Origin of the sequence: Mesorhizobium montanum (genome assembly GCF_033977145.1) — a bacterium.
GTDB classification, from domain to species: domain Bacteria; phylum Pseudomonadota; class Alphaproteobacteria; order Rhizobiales; family Rhizobiaceae; genus Mesorhizobium; species Mesorhizobium montanum.
Genome location: NZ_JAVIJF010000001.1, coordinates 1 through 21464, shown reverse-complemented (window position 1 = coordinate 21464; position 21464 = coordinate 1). Strand labels below are relative to the sequence as shown.

Annotated in this window: 25 protein-coding genes; 13 read left to right on the top strand and 12 right to left on the bottom strand. The window is 63.5% G+C overall.

The features are described from left to right. Positions 1-141: 141 nt before the first annotated feature. Both RFM68_RS00125 and RFM68_RS00120 read left to right on the top strand, forming a co-directional pair. Complete coding sequence (locus RFM68_RS00125) at positions 142-891, top strand: SDR family NAD(P)-dependent oxidoreductase (protein WP_320230631.1); 750 nt, start codon at positions 142-144, stop codon at positions 889-891. Then, positions 888-1697 carry a hypothetical protein gene (locus RFM68_RS00120; protein WP_320230630.1) on the top strand — a complete coding sequence of 270 codons (810 nt, stop codon included), beginning with the start codon at positions 888-890 and terminating at the stop codon, positions 1695-1697. The genes RFM68_RS00125 and RFM68_RS00120 overlap by 4 nt, the downstream gene beginning before the upstream one ends. A gap of 12 nt (positions 1698-1709) precedes the next feature. Here RFM68_RS00120 and RFM68_RS00115 read toward each other — a convergent pair whose 3' ends face one another. Continuing rightward, positions 1710-2630 carry a zinc-binding dehydrogenase gene (locus RFM68_RS00115; RefSeq protein ID WP_320230629.1) on the bottom strand — a complete coding sequence of 307 codons (921 nt, stop codon included), beginning with the start codon at positions 2628-2630 and terminating at the stop codon, positions 1710-1712. Between the two features lie 126 nt (positions 2631-2756). Between RFM68_RS00115 and RFM68_RS00110 the strand changes: the two genes are divergently transcribed. Continuing rightward, the gene (locus tag RFM68_RS00110) at positions 2757-3563 is read left to right on the top strand and encodes an AraC family transcriptional regulator (RefSeq protein WP_320230628.1); all 807 of its coding nucleotides are present in this window, start codon (positions 2757-2759) and stop codon (positions 3561-3563) included. 6 nt (positions 3564-3569) lie between these two features. Here the strand turns inward: RFM68_RS00110 and RFM68_RS00105 are convergent, their stop codons facing one another. The 3 genes from RFM68_RS00105 to RFM68_RS00095 all read right to left on the bottom strand — a co-directional run bounded on the left by RFM68_RS00105 (position 3570) and on the right by RFM68_RS00095 (position 4682). Further along, on the bottom strand, positions 3570-3770 hold the full coding sequence (locus RFM68_RS00105; RefSeq protein ID WP_320230627.1) for a hypothetical protein: 201 nt from the start codon (positions 3768-3770) through the stop codon (positions 3570-3572). A 53-nt stretch (positions 3771-3823) separates the two neighbouring features. Then, complete coding sequence (locus RFM68_RS00100; RefSeq protein WP_320230626.1) at positions 3824-4261, bottom strand: baeRF12 domain-containing protein; 438 nt, start codon at positions 4259-4261, stop codon at positions 3824-3826. Positions 4262-4514: 253 nt separating this feature from the next. Next, on the bottom strand, positions 4515-4682 hold the full coding sequence (locus tag RFM68_RS00095) for a hypothetical protein (RefSeq protein WP_320230625.1): 168 nt from the start codon (positions 4680-4682) through the stop codon (positions 4515-4517). Between RFM68_RS00095 and cysG the strand changes: the two genes are divergently transcribed. From cysG to RFM68_RS00065, 6 genes are all read left to right on the top strand, one after another. Then, positions 4681-6129 carry a siroheme synthase CysG gene (gene cysG / locus RFM68_RS00090; RefSeq protein ID WP_320230624.1) on the top strand — a complete coding sequence of 483 codons (1449 nt, stop codon included), beginning with the start codon at positions 4681-4683 and terminating at the stop codon, positions 6127-6129. The two genes, RFM68_RS00095 and cysG, sit on opposite strands and share 2 nt — an antisense overlap. Then, on the top strand, positions 6126-6431 hold the full coding sequence (locus RFM68_RS00085; protein WP_320230623.1) for a DUF2849 domain-containing protein: 306 nt from the start codon (positions 6126-6128) through the stop codon (positions 6429-6431). The genes cysG and RFM68_RS00085 overlap by 4 nt, the downstream gene beginning before the upstream one ends. A gap of 101 nt (positions 6432-6532) precedes the next feature. Next, positions 6533-8203, top strand: a complete 1671-nt coding sequence (locus RFM68_RS00080; protein ID WP_320230622.1) for a nitrite/sulfite reductase — start codon at positions 6533-6535, stop codon at positions 8201-8203. Then, entirely contained in the window at positions 8178-8939 is a 762-nt protein-coding gene (locus RFM68_RS00075; protein ID WP_320230621.1) for a phosphoadenylyl-sulfate reductase, read from the top strand. The genes RFM68_RS00080 and RFM68_RS00075 overlap by 26 nt, the downstream gene beginning before the upstream one ends. Positions 8940-9106: 167 nt before the next feature. Further along, complete coding sequence (locus RFM68_RS00070) at positions 9107-9628, top strand: DUF934 domain-containing protein (RefSeq protein WP_320230620.1); 522 nt, start codon at positions 9107-9109, stop codon at positions 9626-9628. Positions 9629-9842: 214 nt separating this feature from the next. Beyond that, positions 9843-10463, top strand: a complete 621-nt coding sequence (locus tag RFM68_RS00065; protein WP_320230619.1) for a DJ-1/PfpI family protein — start codon at positions 9843-9845, stop codon at positions 10461-10463. A 22-nt stretch (positions 10464-10485) separates the two neighbouring features. Here RFM68_RS00065 and RFM68_RS00060 read toward each other — a convergent pair whose 3' ends face one another. Then, positions 10486-10686: a hypothetical protein gene (locus RFM68_RS00060; RefSeq protein ID WP_320230618.1), complete on the bottom strand. Its 201-nt coding sequence runs from the start codon at positions 10684-10686 to the stop codon at positions 10486-10488. Between the two features lie 219 nt (positions 10687-10905). Here RFM68_RS00060 and grpE point away from each other — a divergent pair, with 219 nt between their 5' ends. Then, on the top strand, positions 10906-11538 hold the full coding sequence (gene grpE, locus RFM68_RS00055; protein WP_320230617.1) for a nucleotide exchange factor GrpE: 633 nt from the start codon (positions 10906-10908) through the stop codon (positions 11536-11538). 112 nt (positions 11539-11650) lie between these two features. Further along, positions 11651-12283: a trimeric intracellular cation channel family protein gene (locus RFM68_RS00050; protein ID WP_320230616.1), complete on the top strand. Its 633-nt coding sequence runs from the start codon at positions 11651-11653 to the stop codon at positions 12281-12283. 217 nt (positions 12284-12500) lie between these two features. Here the strand turns inward: RFM68_RS00050 and olsB are convergent, their stop codons facing one another. The 7 genes from olsB to RFM68_RS00015 form a co-directional block, all read right to left on the bottom strand. Then, the gene (gene olsB, locus RFM68_RS00045) at positions 12501-13376 is read right to left on the bottom strand and encodes a l-ornithine N(alpha)-acyltransferase (RefSeq protein WP_320230615.1); all 876 of its coding nucleotides are present in this window, start codon (positions 13374-13376) and stop codon (positions 12501-12503) included. 195 nt (positions 13377-13571) lie between these two features. Next, positions 13572-15851, bottom strand: a complete 2280-nt coding sequence (locus RFM68_RS00040) for an ATP-binding protein (protein ID WP_320230614.1) — start codon at positions 15849-15851, stop codon at positions 13572-13574. Between the two features lie 123 nt (positions 15852-15974). Further along, positions 15975-16964 carry an acrylyl-CoA reductase (NADPH) gene (acuI, locus tag RFM68_RS00035; protein ID WP_320230613.1) on the bottom strand — a complete coding sequence of 330 codons (990 nt, stop codon included), beginning with the start codon at positions 16962-16964 and terminating at the stop codon, positions 15975-15977. Between the two features lie 114 nt (positions 16965-17078). Then, positions 17079-17567 carry a signal peptidase II gene (gene lspA / locus RFM68_RS00030; RefSeq protein WP_320230612.1) on the bottom strand — a complete coding sequence of 163 codons (489 nt, stop codon included), beginning with the start codon at positions 17565-17567 and terminating at the stop codon, positions 17079-17081. 10 nt (positions 17568-17577) lie between these two features. Further along, positions 17578-18438: a TrmH family RNA methyltransferase gene (locus RFM68_RS00025; RefSeq protein ID WP_320230611.1), complete on the bottom strand. Its 861-nt coding sequence runs from the start codon at positions 18436-18438 to the stop codon at positions 17578-17580. A 1-nt stretch (position 18439) separates the two neighbouring features. Further along, on the bottom strand, positions 18440-19522 hold the full coding sequence (locus tag RFM68_RS00020) for an RsmD family RNA methyltransferase (RefSeq protein WP_320230610.1): 1083 nt from the start codon (positions 19520-19522) through the stop codon (positions 18440-18442). 88 nt (positions 19523-19610) lie between these two features. Continuing rightward, positions 19611-19991, bottom strand: a complete 381-nt coding sequence (locus RFM68_RS00015; protein ID WP_320230609.1) for a DUF1772 domain-containing protein — start codon at positions 19989-19991, stop codon at positions 19611-19613. Between the two features lie 203 nt (positions 19992-20194). Here RFM68_RS00015 and RFM68_RS00010 point away from each other — a divergent pair, with 203 nt between their 5' ends. Then, entirely contained in the window at positions 20195-20905 is a 711-nt protein-coding gene (locus tag RFM68_RS00010) for a helix-turn-helix transcriptional regulator (RefSeq protein WP_320230608.1), read from the top strand. A gap of 70 nt (positions 20906-20975) precedes the next feature. Then, positions 20976-21347, top strand: coding sequence for a VOC family protein (locus RFM68_RS00005; RefSeq protein ID WP_320230607.1), 372 nt, complete (start codon positions 20976-20978; stop codon positions 21345-21347). Positions 21348-21464: the final 117 nt, after the last annotated feature.

Below are 21464 nucleotides of genomic sequence, written 5' to 3'. Positions count from 1 at the left end.
GACGCGCTTTCAGTCTTTGTCTGATGCATGTCGTTATCCCAAAACCGCTGCGCACTTTTGGGCGACATGCATCAGGGCGGCAACTTCGCCTCTCGTAATGGCAAGCGCCTTCGGCTACATGTCCGGCCGGAGACCAAGCCCATGGCCGAAACCGACAGCAGAAAAACCATCGTGCTCACCGGCGCCAGCCGCGGCATCGGTCATGCGACGGTGAAGCGTTTTTCGCGCGAAGGCTGGCGCGTCATCACCTGCTCGCGTCAGGCTTTCGCCGAGGATTGCCCGTGGCCGGCCGGCCCCGAGGACCACATCAAGGTCGATCTCGCCGACCAGGAAGACGTCGGCATCGCGGTCTCGGAAATCCGTCACCGGCTGGAGGCGCATGGCGGACAGCTCAACGCGCTGGTCAACAATGCCGGCATTTCGCCGAAGCTGAAGGACGGCAGCCGGATGAACTCGATCGAGACGCCGATGCATGTCTGGCGTGATGTCTTCCAGGTCAATTTCTTCGCGCCGATCATGCTGGCCAGGGGGCTGTTCAAGGAACTCGCCGCCGCCAAGGGCTCGATCGTCAACGTCACCTCGATCGCCGGCACCAGGGTGCATCCTTTCGCCGGCACGGCCTACGCGACGTCGAAGGCGGCGCTCGGCTCGCTGACCCGCGAGATGGCGCATGACTTCGGTCCGCACGGCATCCGCGTCAACGCGATCGCGCCCGGCGAGATCGACACCGCGATCCTGTCGCCCGGCACCGACAAGATCGTCGAGACAATCCCGCTCAGACGGCTGGGCGCCACGTCGGAGGTGGCCGACATCATCTTCTTCCTGTGTTCGGGCCAGGCGTCCTACGTGACCGGCTCGGAAATCCACATCAATGGCGGCCAGCACGTGTGAGCGAGAATTTTGAGCGCTACACCGAAACGAACGTCGTTGCGTCGCTTGTAATCTATGAATGGGCTGCGGAACTCGACATATTTCGGGCGCACGACATACTGGACAAGATCGTCGAAATTATCGCCTTAGCGCCAGATATAGCTACTGTCGCCGGCGAGAAAACCAGCAGGGACTATCTTTACCGCAACTTCGTTAAGCTCGATGTGCTTCACAAGCGGGAGTGGCAGGCGCTGAGTTATCTCTGGAAGAGGAGTGTCGACACACTCTCGGATTTTGCGATAGAAATTGCCTGCTCTCCCGATAGTTTCCGATGCTTCGAAATCCATATCGACAAAGCAGCGGTCGCGGATTTCAACGGCACATTCCAGAAGATCATCAGATTGCTTTGCGAGGAGTTGCAACCTGTTTACGGGATCGGTCTGTCGATGCCGTATTTCTGGGGTCCGAGGGCATTTGCGCACGGGTCGGCATCTTCCCGTTTCGCAACTGTCGACAAGACGGTTTACGGTCCTCCACCTGAAATGAAAGAGCAGTTTTTCGCCTTCGGCCCAATTTTCCGAGCTGAAGGCGCCACACGGCAGTTGGACCAAAAACTTCGCGATCTGTTTCCCTTCAATCTGCTGTCAGAAGGCCATCTGGACCGCCAGATCGATGGCAAACGCCTGGAAAACTGGATTGAAGAAAACTCATTTGGCGTCTTGCGGAAACTTTCGGCCGTCACATGGCAATGGGACGTTCCGCTGGGCGACGTTCAAACGATCAGGAGGCGGCTGATAGATGCCGACCTTACGGTTGTGAAGCAATAGGCCCCCTTCTGCTCATCCGGCTATGGTGAGGACGGCCTTGCCGCTGATGCCGCGCTGCCGCAGCGCGTCCAGGGCTTGGGCGATTTCGGTCCAGGGCACGGTCATGGCCACGCGGGTCTCCAGCCGGCCGGCCGCGACCAGCGCGAGCAGCGCGGCGATGTCGGCGCCGATGTCCGAACCGGATGTGTAATAGGCGAAAGTCTGAAGCCTCGCGCCTTCGTGACCCGGAACGAACTGACGAAACCCGATGGGGGTCAGTTCGCCGCTGCTCGAGCCGAACATGACGATGGTCCCGCCGGGCGCGACGCGTTCGATCGCCTCAGTGAGGCTTTTGCCGCCGACGGACTCGGTGATCAGCGAAAACGGTCCCTCGGCCAGCTCGATCGACTCGACCACCTGTTCGGCTCCCAGCGAATAGAGATCCTCGCTATGCCGGGAGGTCGCGACCGCGGTCACGAGCCCGCCTTGCTCGCGAGCGATCTGGATCTGGAAACGACCGACCGCACCGCTTGCGCCGGTGATCAGGATCCGCTGGCCGGCGAGGTCGCCGCCATGGCGCAAAGTCCGCAGCGCCGTCGTGCCCGCCACCGGAAGCGTGGCGGCGGAGGTGAAGCTGACGCCATCAGGCAGGATGGCGAGACGGTCGGTCGGAACGGCAACCCGTTCAGCCCAGCCGGCCTGGTCGACCAAGGCCGCAATGCGCGTGCCCGCGGCCGGGCCGGAGCCATCGGCGGCCGCGCGCTCGACAATGCCGACGATGTCCTGGCCAGGTATCCAGCCGTCGGGGCGTATGCTGAGCAGACGCAGCTCGCCACGGTTCAACGATGTTGCATGAACAGTCACCAATGCTTCATTTTCATTGCAGTTTGGCTCGTCTGCCACAGTGAGCTTCAGCCGGCTGGGGCTGTCGGAAGAAATAGCGAGAGCAAGCATGGGCCACCTTGAAAATTAGCGGTTATGGAGCCGCGATCGGCTGTGGCGGTAACGGATCGACCCTATCGACTTTTCCAGGCGAAAAATTTAGATATAAAACCAAATGATCACTAAAAGACGTCAACCGTGAGACAGCCACTTCGCTGGCCCTGGCTGGATTTCGACGTCGACGACGTGGCCGCGCCCGCGATCGCGGTCCGTGTCGACGTGACCGAGACCAGGGCTGAGGTGCCCGAGCACTGGCATCGCAAGGGGCAGCTCGTCTTCGCGCTCGGCGGCGGGGTCACCTGCCGCGTTCCCGGTGGCCTGTGGATGGTGCCACCGCATTGCGGCGTGTGGATTCCCGGCGGCATGCGGCACAGCAACATCGCGACGGCCAACGCCCGGATTTTCTTCGTCTACATCGAGCCGGGCGCTGCCGACCTGCCGGATCGATGCTGCACGCTTTTAATCTCGCCGCTGCTGCGCGAACTGATCATCGAATTGTCGGAGTGCGCGCCGGACGAGCCGAGATGCGATTTCCTGGGAAAGGTCATGCTCGCCGAGTTGCCGCGCATGCCTGTGCAGCAATTGCACCTGCCGATCTCGGCCGAGCCACGGCTGCGACGGATCGCCGAAGCGTTGGCTGACCACCCCGCCGATCGCAGCACGCTGGCGGAGTGGGCGGATCGCGTGGCGCTGAGCGAAAGCAGCCTGGCGCGCCTTATCGTCAAGGAGACGGGCTTAAGTTTCGGCCGCTGGCGCCAACAGCTGCATCTGATCGTCGCGCTCCGGGAATTGTCTTCCGGTGCCAGCGTGCAGCAGGTATCGGGCGATCTCGGCTATGAATCCGTCACCGCCTTCATCACCATGTTCAAGAAGGCGCTGGGCAAGCCGCCTGCGAAATATCTCAGCGATATCACGCAGAACGGCGGTTCCGCGTTCCTGGCCTGACATCCATCAAGCGGGCTGCGGCTTGACCTCCATGGCAGGCCCGGCTGGATCGGTGGTTTTGCAGGTCACCACCTCGACGATGCCGCGGGCGATCTCGCGCTCGCCCATGATCACGGTGTCGGAGGGATCGGCGACGATGCAACCGCCGCCGCGCGAAATCGACAGCGAAGCAGAGCGCGCAGCGGAAAATTGGCGCCGCGCCGCCAAAGAGACGGCTCCGAGGCGCGATCCGGCCTCGAAGCCGCGATCTGTCGGCCGTTCTATGCCGCCCGCAATAGGTTCTCGATGTCGGAAATCGTGTGGTTGGTGAGCGTCTTCGGGATTTCCGCCTGTATTTTCTCGTCGACCTCCTTGTGCAGTTTCTGGCGCATCTCGCCAAGCACCTGCGGTGGCGCGATCAGCACGACCGCGTCGAACTCGCCGCGATGCGCGAGCTTGTACAGCCGGTCGGCAATGTCGATGGCGAAGCGCTCCTTGTTCAGGCGATGCCAGTCGGTGTCTTCAATGGCGCTGCGCGGCCCTTCCGCGTACCGGCCCGGTTTGTCCGTGCCTTGCTCGCGCGTGGGAGGATTCTCCTGCTCCATCTCGTACACCACTTCCAGTTTCGGGAACTTGTTGTCGCCCTGGTTGCGCAGGAAGAGCGCCTTCTCGCCATCGGCCACGACGACCCACAGTCCACGTTTCAGCTTGATGCTCATGGCGTTCCTCCTTGCTTGCATGATTGCCGATCGGTCGAGCTTAGGATCGACAGAACGGACTGCTAGGCAAAACGAGCCGCGAAGCATGATTGTTCCGATCGGCGGTGACGTCTCGATCACTTCCGGCAGGCAGGCTGGGAGCGCCGAACCGGGAAGGTCGGCTTTAATCTACTAACTTAGTAGAATTTAGAAAAAACTGTTTTGCCATATTCCAAGCGCGGCGCTAAAAATTACGGCGGATCAAGGCGATTTCTCACGCCGCTCTGGCCGCATCACCCTCAGGGTAGAATTTTTTTCTCTTGCCCTTGGCGCTTGCGGAAAAGCGATTGCCTGCTTTCGGGCGTTGCGCGAGTGCTTGCCTTCTGGTTTTTGGCATAGCCGCGTAAAACTGCCAAACTGTTCCAATATTGCTGATCGCCATGCCGCCAGCCAATGCCAAGCTCAATGCCTTTCCCGTCTTCATGCGGGTCGACGGCGAAGCCGTAGCCATCGTCGGCAATGGCGAGGAAGCGCTTGCCAAGGCGCGGCTGCTTTCGCAATCGAGCGCGGTGCTGCGCATCATTGCCGACAATGCCGGTGGCGGCCTGCTGGATTTCATCGCATCGACCGGCGCCGTGCACATCGACGCGGCCTACGAGGTCCCCCATCTCCAAGGTGCTGCCTTGGTGTTCGCGGCCAGCGGCAATGAAGCGCTCGATCGCCGCGTCGCCGAGGACGCACGCCGGCTGGGCATCCCGGTCAATGCCGTCGACCGGCCGGAGCTTTGCGACTTCTTCACGCCGGCCCTGGTCAACCGGGCGCCGGTCGCCATCGCCATCGGCACCGAGGGTGCCGGACCGGTGCTGGCACAGATGCTGCGCAGCCGCATCGACCGCATGCTGTCGCCGTCGCTTGGCCGGCTGGCAGCACTTGCCGCGTCCTTTCGTGCCGCCGCCGAAAATCTGCCGAAGGGCAATCGCCGCCGGCGGTTCTGGAACGATTTCTTCACCGGCGCGCCGGCCAAGGCAATTGAAGCCGGGGAGCTCGTCGAGGCGCATGGTGCGGCGCTCGACCTATTGGCTACGAGCGCTCCGGCCGAGGGACACATCGCGCTGGTCGGCGCCGGTCCGGGCGCGGAGGACCTTTTGACGCTGCGCGCGCACCGCCTGCTGATGGAAGCCGATGCGATCGTATACGACGCGCTGGTGCCGGAGGCGATTGTGGCGATGGGTCGCCGCGATGCCGAGCGCCTGCCGGTCGGCAAGCGCAAGGGCTGCCATTCCAAGAGCCAGGAAGAAATCAACGCGCTGCTCATCGAGCTTGGCAGCGCCGGCAGCAAAGTGGTGCGGCTGAAGTCCGGCGACCCGCTGGTGTTCGGCCGGGCGGGCGAAGAGATGGCGGCACTGCGCGAGGCCGGGATCGCCTATGAGGTGGTTCCCGGCGTCACCGCCGCCTTTGCCGCCGCCGCCGATTTCGAACTGCCGCTGACGCTGCGCGGTGTCTCGTCCTCGATGGTGTTCACCACCGGCCACGATCTCAAGGGCAACTCGCTGCCCGACTGGGCAAAGCTCGCCATCTCGGGCGCGACGGTTGCCGTCTATATGGGCCGTTCGGTAGCTGCCGAGGTCGCCGGCCGGCTCGTCGAAGCGGGACTGTCGCCGGACACCGCCGTCGCCGTCGTCGAGAATGCCAGCCTCGGCAACCGCCGCCGTTTCCATGGCACGCTTGCGGACCTGCCGTCTCTGGAAGAGCGCGCGGACCTCACCGGTCCGGTGATGACGATTATCGGCGATGCCGTCGCTGGCGCAAACTTTGAACAATCCGAGCCGCTCGCGGCACATAAGCATGAAGAGGCGGCGAGCGTGCTGGCCGAAGGAGTTGAGCCATGAAGGTTCTGACCGCGAACAGGCTCTCCGATGGCATCGCCGTCTGGTACGCCGATGGCGGCTGGGCGGAAACCGTCGGCCATGCCGATATAGCGCATGACAAGGCGGCGGAGGATCGGCTCGAAGCGATCGGCGCCGCAGCCGCCGCCAACAATGAGGTGGTCGACGTGAACCTGATCGACGTCGCGATAGTCGATGATTTGGTCGAGCCGGTGCGGCTGCGCGAAAAAATCCGCGCCGCGGGGCCCACCATCCGCACCGATCTCGGCAAGCAGGCGAGTCCGGAAACCGTCCGGGCGGCATAGGTTTTGAGCATGATCCCGAAACGTGGGAACCGGTTTTCGGAGAAGATCATGCTCCAACAAAAGAATTGAAGAGCGGGCGGACGCGCCCTGAGAGACGAAGCATGTACCGTTACGACGAGTTCGACCACGATTTCGTTCACGCCCGTGTCGCCGAGTTCAGCGACCAGGTGCAGCGCCGGCTTGCCGGCGAGATCACCGAGGACCAGTTCCGGCCGCTGAGGCTGATGAATGGCGTCTATCTGCAGCTGCACGCCTATATGCTGCGCATCGCCGTGCCCTATGGCACGCTGAACAGCAGGCAATTGCGCATGCTCGGCCACATCGCCGGCAAATACGACAAGGGCTACGGCCACTTCACCACGCGCCAGAACATCCAGTTCAACTGGCCGGCGCTGTCCGACATTCCGGCGATCCTCGCCGATCTCGCCAGCGTCGAGATGCATGCCATCCAGACCAGCGGCAACTGCATCCGCAACGTCACCGCCGACCATTTCGCCGGTGCCGCGGCCGACGAAGTCGCCGATCCGCGCCCCTATGCGGAAATCCTGCGCCAGTGGTCGTCGGTGCATCCGGAATTCTCGTTCCTGCCGCGCAAGTTCAAAATCGCGGTGACGGGCGCCGAGCGCGACCGCGCCGCCATCCAGACGCACGATATCGGTCTGCATCTGAAAATGAACGCGGCCGGCGAGCTGGGCTTCGCCGTCTATGTCGGCGGCGGTCAGGGCCGCACGCCGATGGTGGCCAGGAAGATCCGCGACTTCCTGCCGGAGGCCGATCTTCTGTCCTACTGCACCGCGATCCTGCGCGTTTACAATCTCTATGGCCGCCGCGACAACAAGTACAAGGCGCGCATCAAGATCCTCGTGCACGAGACTGGCGTGGACGAGATCACCCGCCAGATCGAGGCCGAATGGCAGGAGCTCAAGGACGCCGAGCTGAAATTGCCGGAGGCCGACATCGAGGCCATCAACGCCTATTTCGCGCCGCCGGCGCTGGTTTCCCGACCGGAAGGCGATGATGCGGTGAAACAAGCCAGGCTCGATTCCAAGAGTTTCTCGCAATGGCTCGACCAGAATGTCGTGACCCATCGACACCCCGACTACGCGGCGGTGACGATCTCGCTCAAGGGCATCGGCGAGGTTCCGGGCGATGCCACCGACAGCCAGATGGAAGCGGTCGCCGACATCGCCGAGAAATACGCCTTCGACGAATTGCGCGTCAGCCACGAGCAGAACCTGATCTTGCCGCATGTGGCGCGCGCTGACCTGAAAGCGGTCTATGACGCGCTGGTCGAGATTGGCCTGGCGACCGCCAATTCCAACCTGATCAGCGACATCATCTCCTGTCCCGGCCTCGACTATTGCGCGCTGGCCACAGCGCGCTCCATTCCGATCGCGCAGGAAATCTCGCTCCGCTTCGCCTCGCTCGAGCGGCAGCGCGAGATCGGCGAATTGAAGTTGAAGATCTCCGGCTGCATCAACGCCTGCGGCCACCACCATGTCGGCCACATCGGCATCCTCGGCGTCGAGAAGAAAGGTTCCGAGCTCTACCAAGTGACGCTTGGCGGCTCGGCCGACGAAAACACATCCGTCGGCGAGATCATCGGTCGCGGCTTCTCCTCGGAAGAGATCACCGATGCCATCGAGCAGATTGTCGACACCTATCTCGGCCTTCGGCTCAGTCCCGATGAACGTTTTATCGACGCCTACCGCAGAGTCGGTCCCGCGCCGTTCAAGGAGGCGCTCTATGCTGGCGAAACCAAGGCCGCTTGACCGGGTCGTCGATGTCGAAGCCGGAGTTGCCGCGGAAGCGGCGGGGCTCGACGCGCTGTTCGGCCATCTGAAGCCGATCGAGGTCATCGAACGCTCGGCGCGCGAGTTCCGTGGCGCAATCGCGGCAGTGTCGTCCTTCGGCGCGGACTCCGCGGTGCTGCTGCACATGATCGCCAAGGTCGACCGCTCGCTGCCGGTGATCTTCCTCGATACCGGCAAGCATTTCGAGGAGACGCTCGGCTATCGCGATGCTCTGGTCGCCGATTTCGGCCTGACCGATGTCAGGGTGATCAAGCCCGACGAGGACGCGCTCGAACGCGTCGATCCTACCGGCAGGCTCAACGAAACCGACACCGATTCCTGCTGCAACGTGCGCAAGGTCGAGCCGCTGGCGCGCGGCGTCGAACCGTTCCGCGCCTGGTTCACCGGGCGCAAGCGCTTCCAGGCCTCGACGCGGGCGGCACTGCCGGTCTTCGAGGCGGTCGGCGCGCGCATCCGCATCAATCCGTTGGCGCATTGGACTACATCGGACCAGGCCGACTACATGCGCGCGCATGCGCTGCGCGAAAATCCGCTGGTCGCCTATGGCTATCTCTCGATCGGTTGCTTTCCGTGCACGCAGCCTGTGCAGCCGGGCGAGGATGCGCGCAGCGGCCGCTGGGCTGGCCACGCCAAGACCGAGTGCGGCATTCACTTGTCGGGACTGGAGAAGTCGCTGACCGACGCCTCGCTTTAGGCTATGCCAATGGTCAGGTGAGGCCGGCCTGCGAACGGCGGCTTCCTGCGCTTCCGGTGCTCACGTACTTCAAGTACGCTCCGCTCCGGTTCTCGGAAGCCACCGCTCTCGACTCGGCCTGACCTGACTCTCGACATAGCCTCGATTTTTGAATTTTAGGATTTTTAATGACTGGATCGACCCGCCTCTGGACCCCGGACGGTTTTCGCGAGGATGAATGGACCCATGCGGAGAGCGCCGAGGCGCTTGCCGGCAATGGCTGCTTCATCCTGCCGCTGCAGACCTTTCTCGGCCTCGACGAGGAGGTCCGCAAGTCGGCGCGCGAGCGCATCGGCGTGCTGCTGCAGCCGGGCGACGAGCTCGACAAGATAACCGGGCTGCTGGACCAGCTGTCGCTGGTGGCGCTGGCCTTCCCGGCGTTCAATGACGGCCGCTCCTTCTCAAAGGGCGAATTGCTGCGCGCCCGGCATCATTTCAAGGGTCCGGTGCGCGCCACCGGCCAGGTGCTGGTCGACCAGCTGCCGCATATGCTGCGGCTCGGCTTCGATGAGTTCGAGATCTCCAATCCGGTGCTGCTGAAGCGCTTGGAACAGGGCCGAATCGGCGGTCTGCCGGTGTATTATCAGCCGGCGGTGGAACCGGAGCCCAAGGGTCCGAAATATTCCTGGCGGCGCAAGCGCCCCGGCTGACGCAACATTTCATACCGCAACGGTATCGCCCTGGTCCGACCAAGATTGCGCATTTTTGTCGACCGATCCCATTCAAAATAAGTGCAGAGTCCAAGCTACAACGTTCTGGTCAGACCACATTGTCGATTCAGACTTCCCCTTCAGCCATCCTGCCCTTAGGATAGGTTCATTATTTCGTGCTCCGAAATAAACAGCCAGCAAAGGGAGGAATGGCATGGCAGCCAAGAAGATACTGATGCTCGTTGGCGAGTTCAGCGAGGAATACGAGATTTTCGTCTTTGAGCAGGCCATGCACGCGGTCGGCCACACCGTCCATGTCGTCTGCCCCGACAAGAGGGCGGGCGATGTGCTCAAGACTTCACTGCACGACTTCGAAGGCCATCAGACCTATACGGAAAAACTCGGCCACGACTATATCCTCAACAAGACCTTCGCCGAGGTGAACCCGGCCGACTACGACGCGGTTTACGCGGCGGGCGGGCGCGGGCCGGAATATATCCGCATCGACAAGCGCGTGCAGGCGCTCGTCAGGCATTTCCATGAGACCGGCAAGCCGATCTTCACCATCTGCCACGGCGTGCAGATCCTGATCGCGGTCGACGGCGTGGTGCGCGGCAAGGAAGTCGCGGCGCTGCATTATTGCGAGCCGGAAGTGACGCTTGCCGGCGGCATCTATATTGATGTTGCCCCGACCGGCGCGCATGTCGACGGCAATCTGGTTTCAGCCAAGGGCTGGCCGGGCCTCGCGGCCTTCATGCGGGAATGCCTGAAGGTGCTCGGCACCGAAATCCGCCATGGCGAAGCGCTGATGCGCGACGACAGGAAGGCGGCTTAGATCCGTCGATCGCGGCGCGCGGCTATCGACGCCGCCCGCCGCGCGCCTTCTTCGCCGTGGCGCCCTCGAGGCGGTCAAGCAGATCGCTGAGCCGCTTGGGCACCTCTTTTTCCAGGCGAAATGTCGGCAATGTGCGTAGAAAGCGCTTCGTCGCTTCGCTGCCGGCCTGCCGCCTGATATCGTTGGCGAGCTCAGCGCGCCTTTTGCCGTCGTTGCCGTTCATCGTCCCAAAATCCTGTGTCGGCTTCGAAACTCCCGCAGCCCGTCCATGGTTCCGGCACCAGCGCTTGAGAGCAAGTAAAGCTGCTCGATAGGGTAAAATTTGAATTAATCTGGAACGACAGCCCTGACATCGGCTCACCAGCGCTTACCCCTTGATTTTTGGCTTCCAAACCTCGATATCGGGCGCAAATCCAGACCAATGCGAATGACGGGAAACGCGATGAGCGACCAGGCAAAAGACGAACGCACGCCCGAAGATGTGGAAGCCACCCAGGCTTCCGGCGAGCGTGCGGAAGGTGGCGTCGACGGCGACTATGAAGCGCTGGTGCGGCTGCTGAAGGAAAATGAGGAACTGAAGGACCGCGCGCTGCGCGCCGCGGCCGAAATGGAGAATTTGCGCCGGCGCACTGCGCGCGACGTGCAGGACGCCCGCGCCTATGCCGTCGCCAATTTCGCGCGCGACATGCTGTCGGTGTCCGACAATCTGCGCCGCGCGCTGGACGCGATCCCGGCGGAGACGAAGGCTGCCGGCGACGCCGGCTTCAAGTCGCTGATCGAAGGTGTCGATCTCACCGAACGCGCCATGCTTTCGGCCCTGGAACGCCACGGCGTGAAGAAGCTCGCGCCGGAAGGCGAGAAGTTCGATCCGAATTTCCACCAGGCGATGTTCGAGGTGCCCAATCCGGAGGTTCCGTCCGGCACCGTCGTCCAAGTGGTGCAACCGGGCTATTCGATCGGCGAGCGGGTGCTGCGGCCGGCGATGGTCGGCGTCGCCAAGGGCGGCCCGAAGGCAGGCTCCGAGGCGAAGGTCGAGCCAGGCCCGGTGAACGAGCAGGCCGAGAAGGATGCTTGATAGGCAATAGGGAATAGGGAATAGGGAATAGGGAATAGGGCCGTACCAATTCGACGGCTTCGTGCTATTTTGATCGCTACTGCCTATTCCCTAATTCCTACTGCCTCACCCTATGAACCCCATCGCGTTGCTCGACTATGCCGGCGTCGCCGTCTTTGCGGCGACGGGTGCGCTTGCCGCATCGCGCAAGCAGCTCGACATTATCGGCTTCCTGTTCCTTGCCAGCGTCACCGGCATCGGCGGCGGAACGCTGCGCGACGTCATCCTCAACCTGCCGGTGTTCTGGGTCGCCAACAGCGGTTATGTGCTGATCTGCGCGGTGGTCGCCGTGCTGGTCTTCTTTAGCGCCCACCGCGTCGAATCCCGCTACAAGCTGTTGCTGTGGCTCGATGCCATCGGCCTTGCCGCCTTCGCGGTGATGGGCGCAGCCAAGGGGTTGGCGATCACCGGCTCGCCCGTCGTGTCGGTCATCATGGGCGTGCTGACGGCGACCTTCGGCGGCATTTTGCGCGACTTGCTTGCCGGCGAGCCCTCGGTGCTGCTCAGGCCCGAAATCTATGTCACGGCCGCCCTTGCCGGCGCCACCATCTTCACCCTTGGCGATCTTGCCGGCCTGCCGGCGCTGGCGTCCAGCCTGCTCGGCTTCGCGGGCGCATTCGTGGTGCGCGGCGGCGCGCTTAAATTCGGCTGGTCATTTCCGGCCTATAAGAGCCGGCCCGGGCGAAGGCCGGAAGACATTCCATGAGGGAGTAGTCGGTAGTGAGTAGTGAGTAGTGAGTAGTGAGTAGTGAGTAGTGAGTAGTGAGTAGTGAGTAGTGAGTAGTGAGTAGTGAGTAGTGAGTAGTCAGTAGTCAGTAGTCAGTAGTCAGTAGTCAGTATTGACAGGCGCTCCAGTCGTGACGTCCATCACTACTCACTACTCACTACTCACTACTCACTACTCACTACTCACTACTCACTACTCACGCCGCGAAACGCTGCCCCTCGCCGCCATAGTAGTTGACGTAGCGGGCGCCGATCTCCTTGACCGGCATGACGACGAAGACGTCAACGGTCGAGAATTCGTGATCGATGACGCAGCCGTCGCCGATGCGGGCGCCGACGCGCAGATAACCCTTGACCAGCGGCGGCATGGCGGCGATCGCCGCCTTGGTGTTCACCGCTTCGATCGGCATCAGGTCCATGGAGCAGTAGCGTCCCGGAACCGCGCGAACATCCCAGGCGGAGTTGGTGCGGCAATGATGGGCGAGATAGGTCAGCGCCTCGGCATGCGCGGCCGGCACGATGCCATGGAAAGAGGCGCAACCGGTCATCACGCCGATGCTGTAGTGGTTGATATAGGCCCAGATGCCTTGCCAGAGCGCCTCGATGGTGCGCTTGGAGCGGTATTCCGGCAAAACGCAGGAACGGCCGAGCTCGAGGAAGCGCTGGCCGGGATGCCGCGCAATCAGCTTGGTCAGCTCGAACTCGCCCTCGGAATAGAAGCCGCCGGCGGTCGCGGCGATCTCCTGCCGCAGCAGCCGGTAGGTGCCGACGATGCGGCGATGCTCAGGGCCGGGAAGGGAATTGTCGAGCACAAGAAGGTGATCGCAGAGCGGGTCGAAACGGTCGGCGTCGCGCCGGTCCTGTGCCTGGAACAGGTCCTTCCTCGCGCCAAGCTCGTCATAGAATACCCGATAGCGGACTTCCTGGGCGGCGGCGATCTCAGCCTCGTTGCGGGCGAGCCGCACCTCGAGGTTGCCGATGCGGCCCAGCGGAGCACCGCTTGCGACGGCGTCGGCGGTACGGGCGGCGAGCAGGGCGCCGCCGGCATTCGGCCGAGTGTCACATTCAGGCATGACTGTATGCACGAGTGATTCTCCTTCGAGCCATCCCTCTTGGCACGGGGATACGGTGTAGGTGCAACAGGATTGTGACAGTACCGTGATACGACGTGGCCGGCAATACTTTGTCGGCTGGGCAATACCCTCAACCGGCTATCTTGTGGCCGCTCAAGCCAAGCAATCCAAGGCTTTCAAGGGTTGAAAATTTCCTCAGGCGGCAACCTGGCCCTCGACCGCCTGGACGAGCGCGTCGGGGTCGAGCGGCTTGGTCACGAAGCCGCTGGCGCCATGGGCGAGGACGGCGTGCCGGGTCTTTTCCTGGCTGTCGGCCGAAAGCACCATGATCGGGATCGGCGGCATGGCCATGGACTCTTCATGGCGGCGGATGGCGGCGATCGCATCCAGCCCGTCCATGACAGGCATATGCAGGTCCATCAGCACCACATCGAAGCGGAATTTGAGGCCGGCATCGGTAACGGCATCGACCGCGGCCTTGCCGTTGCCGACGATCTTGACGCGATGCCCCGCCTTGAGAAGCGTGGCGCGGGCGAGCATGGCGTTGATGTCATTGTCCTCGGCAATCAGCACCGACAGGCCCTGATCGCGCCTGCGCGACGAAGCGGCGCCACGCGGCCGCGGCTGCGGCTGGGCGAGCGCGGAGCCATGGCGGGTCAGCAGCACCCGCAAGAGGGTTTCGCCGCGCACCGGCCTGGCGAGGAACGTGGCGTAGCCGCTGGCGCGGAATTCGCCGAGTATGCCGCGGTCCGTCGGCGCGATCAGGGTGATCGCCTCGCAATCGGCGAAGCCCGAGTCGCGCAGCCGCTTGAGCAGTCTGCCGTCGCTGTTTTCGAGCGCGGCGTCGATCAGGAGGACGTTGCAGCTGGCAGCGAACGGAGCGGCCTGGCTTGGTGTCGCCGCAATCTCGACGATGCCGCCATGGGCTCTGATCGTGCGCGCGATGGCATCGGCCTCGGTGGCGTTTTTCGACACGATCACCGCCCGCCGGTCAGCAAGGATGTTGTGGCGGTGCGGCGGCGGTTCGGTTGCCGCGACCGCCGGGATCTCGAGGACGAATTCGGATCCTTCGCCGAGCCGGCTCGAAACCAAGATCGTGCCACCCATGGCCGCCACCAGCCGCTTCGAGATGGCAAGGCCCAGGCCGGCGCCGCCATGCACCCTGGTCGAGGTGCCGTCGGACTGCTCGAACTCCTCGAAGATGCGCTCCAAATCCTCTTCACGCAGTCCTGGGCCGGTGTCGGCTACAGTGAAGCAGATGCGGTCGGTGGTTTCGGTGCGGGCGCGTGCCACGGTGAGCAGCACGCCGCCGGTATCGGTGAACTTTACGGCATTGCCGATGAGGTTGAGCAGCACCTGGCGCACGCGGCCGGGATCGGCGGTGATCATCTGCGGCACGTCGGGCTCGACATGGCAGCCGAGGCCGATGTTCTTGGCGAAGGCCTTTGCGGCCAGAAGCTCTATGATGTTGTCGGCGATTTCGCGCAGCGAGGTCGGTTGCGGCTCGGGCTCGAAACGGCCAGCCTCGATCTTGGAATAGTCGAGCAGGTCCTCGATGAGCGCGAGCAGCGCGCTTGCCGAGGTGGAAACAGCGCCGACATAGGTGCGCTGTTCGGGTGAGAGGTCGGTGTCCGCGAGCAGCTTCGCCATGCCCATGATGCCGTTCATCGGCGTGCGGATCTCATGGCTGACGGTGGCGAGGAATCGCGACTTGGCCTGGCTGGCATATTCGGCCCGTTCGCGTGCGGTGATCAGCGAGGATTCGGCGCGCTTGCGGGCGGTGATGTCGCGGGCGATCGCCCGATGCGAGACCGCGCCCGTGTCCTTGTCGCGCACCGACAATTCGATCCAGGAGAACCAGCGCGACCCGCTCGGCGTGCGGATCGCGACATCGGTGGAGCTCAGGCATTCGTGGTCGGAGAAGGCGGCGTCGGGAACGATGCCGACATCGATGCCAAGCTCGGACAAGGTCTTGCCGGCGAGATCGCGCGGGTCGATCTCGACAAGCGAGGCAAAGACGCTGTTGGCATAGACGATATGGCCGTCGCGGTCGCGATGGACGACTAGGTCGCCGAGCGCATCGATCAGGCCGCGGAAGCGCTCTTCGCTCTCCTGCATCTCCCACATGCGGTCGGCGAGGGTCTCGATCTCTGCGCGGCTGCGGGCTGCGGTCTCGTCGAGCAGCGCGGCGGTGCGCCGCTCGTCGCGACGGCTGCGCAGATGCATGGCAAGGCCGGCAACGGCCGCGGCGGCGAGGCCGATGGTGACGACGATCGGCGCTCCAGTGAGATGCGTCAGCCCCGCCAGAACGGCGATGGCGACGATTGTCAGGAACGGCAGGCCTTCGTGGCCGTCGGCGGGCAATTCGGGAGCCAGCGGCGGCGCGACAAGCACCTGCCGCTTCGGCGCATCGGGGATGAGCCTGTCAGCGCCCGCGGCTTTGCTGTCCTGTCTGATGTCGGAGTCCGCGACCATGCGCAAACCATGCCAGACAGACATTATGGAAGACTGGGACGGATCGTTCGAATTTTAGCGATTGCGCGGATTCCGATCGCCCGCGCGCGACACGAAACCGGAGCTTTCCGAGATGGCTTCCAGCTACATATCGACGACGACGCGGCCCCTGACCTTGCCTTCGACGATGTCGCGCGCGGCAGCGATAATGCCGTCAAAACCGATCGTCCGTGACAATGTCGACAGCTTCTTGAGGTCGAGATCGGTGCCGATGCGGCGCCATGCCTCCAGGCGGACTGCTTTCGGCGCCATCACGGAATCGATGCCGAGCAACGAAACGCCGCGCAGAATGAAGGGCGCGACGCTCGACGGCAGATCCATGCCGCCGGCCAGGCCGCAGGCGGCGATCGCGCCGCCATAGGATGTCATCGACAAGACGTTGGCGAGCGTGTTGCTGCCGACCGAGTCCACGCCGCCCGCCCAGCGCTCCTTGGCGAGCGGCTTCGCCGGCTGGCTGAGCTCCTCGCGCGAGATCACCTCGGCGGCGCCGAGGTCGATCAGATAGGGGCTTTCGGCGTTGCGCCCGGTCGAGGCGATGACATGGTAGCCGAGGCTGGAAAGGATCGAGATGGCGACCGAGCCGACGCCGCCGGCCGCACCCGTCACCACCACCGGACCACGGTCCGGCACGATACCATGCCGCTCCAGCGCCATGACGGACAGCATTGCCGTGTAGCCGGCCGTGCCGACGGCCATTGCATCATGCGCGCTCATGCCTTCGGGCAGCGGCACCAGCCAGTCGCCCTTGACGCGGGCGCGGCCGGCATAGGCGCCGTAGTGCGTCTCGCCGACACCCCAGCCGTTGAGGATGACATGATCGCCCTTGCGCCAGTCGGCATGGGACGATGAGATCACGGTGCCCGCGAAGTCGATGCCGGGCACCAGCGGCCAGCGGCGCACGACCGGCGCCTTGCCGGTGATAGCTAGCCCATCCTTGTAGTTCACGGTCGTTGCCTCGACGGCGACGGTGACATCGCCTTCCATCAGATCGGCCTCGGTGAGGTCGACAACATCGACAGACTGCTTCTTTTCCGCATCGCGCGAAACGAGGATGGCTTTGAAGGTGTCGGGCACTTTTTTCTCCTCGCTATGGCGATTTGTTTTTCACGCAATTCCGGACGGAAAACCGCTGCACACTTTTTCCTGGAATTGCTTCAGGGCAGACTTTGCGGCGGTCGCCGGCTGAGGTCAATTGCCTGGATCCTGCGGCCTGGCTTCGCGCCGCCAGCCGATCAACTCGTCGAAGACGACGAGTGCCGCGCCAATCGAAATGAAGGCGTCGGCGAGATTGAACACCGCGAAGGACCAGACGGGCGTGTGGAACAGGATGTAGTCGATGACGTGGCCGTAGACGGCGCGGTCGATGAGGTTGCCGAGCGCGCCGCCGATGATCAGGGCAAAGCCGATACGGGCGACGACATGGCCGGCCGGCGTGCGTGTGGCGAGATAGAGCACGAAGGCGACGACCAGCACGGCGATGACCACCAGGCCAATATCGCCGAAGGACGAGAACATCGAGAAGGCGATGCCGGTGTTATAGGTGCGAAACAACGCCAGGAACGGCAGGAGATCGACCTTCTCCTGAAAGGCGAGACCGTTCTCGACCAGTTGCTTGATCCACTGATCGAGCGCAATGGCAACGACGACCAGCACGACGTAAGGGGACCAGGATTTCACTGAGCAGTCCTCATCGGATGTCGTTGGCGGGCTCGAGCTTCAGCGCGCCGCGCCGGATCTCGAACAGCATCACGCCGGTGGCGACGGCCAGATTGAGCGAATCGGCGCGGCCGGCCTGAGGTATCCTGAGCAAGCGGTCACAGCTTTCGGCTAGGCTGTCCGGCAGACCTTGCTGCTCGTTGCCCATCAGGAGCAAAACCGGGCCCCTGGAGAAATCGACCGAGCGATAGTCGACCGCGCCTTTGAGGTGCGTTCCGACGACGAGACCTGAAAAATCGCGCCGCCAGGCGAGGAAGGCTTGCTCAGTCGCCTTGGCGACCGGCACGGCGAAGATCGAGCCCATCGTGGCGCGCACCGTTTCCAGCGAGAACGGGTCGGTGGTGTCGCCGACCAGGATGACGCCCTTGGCGCCGACGGCGTCGATTGTGCGGATGACGGTGCCGAGATTGCCGGGGTCGCGCACCCGGTCGAGCGTGACCCAGACATCGCCGTCCCTGGCACGGATATCCTTCAGCGGCACCGTCTGCTGGGCAAAGACGCCGACCACCATTTGCGGGTTTTCACGGCGGGTGATTGCCGCGAGCACCTTTTCGGAGACTTCCAAAACCATACCGCCGGCGGCAACAGTCCGCGCGGCGACCTTTTCGATGGCCGTATTGCCGCGTCCGGCCTTGGCGAAGACCAGCGTCCTGATCGACCAGCCGAGGTCGAGCGCGTCGATGACCAGCTTCAGGCCCTCGGCCATGAAGGCGTTCTGCTGGTCGCGGAACTTCTTGAGCGCAAGTGCCTTGATGTCCTTGACCAGCGGATTGGCAAGGCTGGTGACTTCCTTGACCTGCCCGACAGGGCGAGCGCCGTCATGTGCAGTCATTTCAAGCCACCCAGCGCGAGAACAGCGAGGTCGACAGCGCGCGGCCGGCGGATTTCTCGCGAATGATCAGTTCGCCGGATTCGATCGTGCCGCCCATGCCGGCGAAAGTATCGCGCATCAGCGCGTGGATGGCGAAGAAGGAAGCGCGGATCGAATAGGCGGTGAGAACGACGGCCAGCGGTTTCGGCGTCAGGATCGAGCGGCAGAGGTCGGTGAGGCCCGGCAGGTCCTCGAACAATTGCCAGACCTCGCCCTTCGGGCCGCGGCCATAGGCCGGCGGGTCGAACAGGACGATGTCGTAGCGGCTGCCGCGTCGTTCCTCACGCTCGGCGAACTTCACCGCGTCCTCGACGATCCAGCGGATCGGCTTGTCGGCAAGGCCTGCCATCTCCTGGTTCTCGCGCGCCCAGCCGATCGCCTTCTTCGAGGCATCGACATGGGTGACCTCGGCGCCGGCGCGGGCAGCCACCAGCGAGGCAAGTCCCGTATAGCCGAACAGGTTCAGCACCTTCACCGGCCGCTTCGCCGCCGCGATCAGCCCTGCCATATGGTCCCAATGCGAGGCCTGCTCCGGAAAGACGCCGACATGGCGGAATGAGGTGAAGCGGCCGAGATAGTCGATGCCGTCATGCTTCATCGGCCAGGTTTCGCCGAGCGGCGCCTTCGGAAAGCGCCAGCGGCCGATGCCTTCCTCGTCAGTGTCGCCGGTGAAGATGGCGTCGGCGCCCTCCCACTCCTTCGCCGGAAGCGCCCGTTGCCAGATAGCCTGGCCCTCTGGGCGCACGATCCGGTAAGGGCCGTATTGCTCGAGCTTCTCGCCGCCGCCGCTGTCCAGCAGCGCGTAGTCGGCATTGGGCGCGACCTCGAGGATCAGCGGCAGGCGCTCGGCGGGCAACACGCCTTCGCGGCGCGCAAGCACGTGTTGCGCCGGTTTGACTTCCTGGCGATCCGTCGGCTTCGTTTCGCCGCGCTCGGCGGGCGCTGCTTGCTGGCGTCCAGCCGCGAATGCATCACGCGCGCGGGTCTGTTTCGACCTCGCGGGCTGCGGTCGGTTATCGCGGCGCTTGTCGCGAAAGGATTTCAAGAAGGATCATCTCCGGCGGTTCGGCCCGCTTCTGCCACAGCTCAGCCCATCGGCGCAACAAACCGTGGCTTATTCAATGGTGAAGTCATCAACCGTGGCGGACCCTGAGCAGGCCAAGACAAAGCGAAATGAAGCCAAGCGCCTTAGCTGCGGTCACCGCCATATGGCCGGTTTCCCAACGCAGCCGGACGGCCTCGAAATTATCCGGGATCGGTCCGGGCGCCCAGGTCGCGAGAATATCGTTGGCCGGTTTGACAAGCCCGAACCAGAGCGCCAGCGAGACCGCATAGAGCAAAGTGGCGGCGAGCACGAACCAGAAGGCCGTAGCTTGGCCGCGCAGCATCCAGGCGAGCAGTGCCGGACAGAGGATCGCGGCGATGTCGAGCGGCGCTCCGATCACGGCAAAAAGCAGCAACTGACCGTTGAAGACGGTCGCCTCGCGCCAGAGCGCCGGCGGCCATTTCGTCAACCTGGGCAGCGATTCCAGCACATGGGCAAAGGACGGTCCAAGGCTGAGCGATCGTGGCGGCGAGCACCGACCAGAACAACAGGAATCCGCGCATCTCCATTGTGGAGACAACGGCGCCGGGCCGCTGGCGTTCCGTTTCGGCATCAAGCTTGCCGTGATGAGCGCCTGGGCCCTATCGTCCGACCAGCACGGATAGCAAATCGATGTCCCGTTCCGAACGCCTGCTCGACCTTGTCCAGATCCTGCGCCGCCACCGCCGGCCGGTGAGCGGCCATACGCTTGCGGACGAGATGGGCGTGTCGATCCGCACGCTCTATCGCGACATCGCGACGCTGCAGGGGCAGGGCGCGCCGATCGAAGGCGAGGCGGGGCTTGGCTATGTGCTGAAGCCCGGCTTCATGCTGCCGCCGCTAATGTTCACCGATGAGGAGATCGAGGCGATCGTGCTCGGCTCGCGCTGGGTGGCAAAGCAGCCGGACAAAAGGTTGGCCGCCGCCGCGACGGACGCGCTGGCCAAGATCGCGGCGGTACTGCCGGATGACCTGCGCGAGGATCTCGACGCGACAACGCTGCTCGTCGGGCCGCGCTCGGAAAGCGTCGAAGCGATCGACCTCGGTGTCGTACGGCAGGCGATCCGCGACGAGCGCAAGCTCGGCTTCCTTTACCGTGACGCCGGGGGAGCGGCATCGAAGCGCCTGGTCTGGCCATTCGCGCTGGGCTTCTTCGACAAAGCGCGGGTGATGGTGGCGTGGTGCGAAATGCGCCAGGATTTTCGCCATTTCCGCGCCGACCGAATGTCCGGCCTGACAGCGACCGATATCCGCTATCCGCGCCGTCGCCAGGTAATGCTGAAGGAATGGCGTGCGACGCTCGACGCGCCCGGCCGGAACGGCGCGAAAGATGTTTCCAGCTAATCGCTACTGCCAGAATCTGACAGTATGTTTGCGTATGGTCCCCAAGGTTCAGACACTTTGGAGATCAGATATGACCACGCCGAATTTCATCATCCTCTATGTCGACAGCCCGGAGAAGAGCGGCGCTTTCTATGCCTCGTTGCTCGGACGTGAACCGGTCGAGTCCTCGCCGACCTTCGTGATGTTCGTGCTCGACAAGGGTTTCAAGCTCGGTCTCTGGTCGCGCCACACCGTCGAGCCCACGGCGGCAGTTGCGGGCGGTGGCGGCGAACTGGTGCTCGCGGTCGATAATGCGTCGGCGGTCGATGCCACCCATGCGGATTGGGCTGGTAGAGGCTTGAATGTGCTGCAGGCACCGACCGATCTCGATTTCGGCCGTACCTTCGTCGCGCTCGACCCCGACAATCATCGCCTGCGCGTCTACTGGCCGAATAGGCAGTAGGCAGTAGGCAGTAGGCAGTAGGCAGTAGGCAGTAGGCAGTAGGCAGTAGGCAGTAGGCAGTAGGCAGTAGGCAGTAGGCAGTAGGCAGTAGGCAGTAGGCAGTAGGCAGTAGGCAGT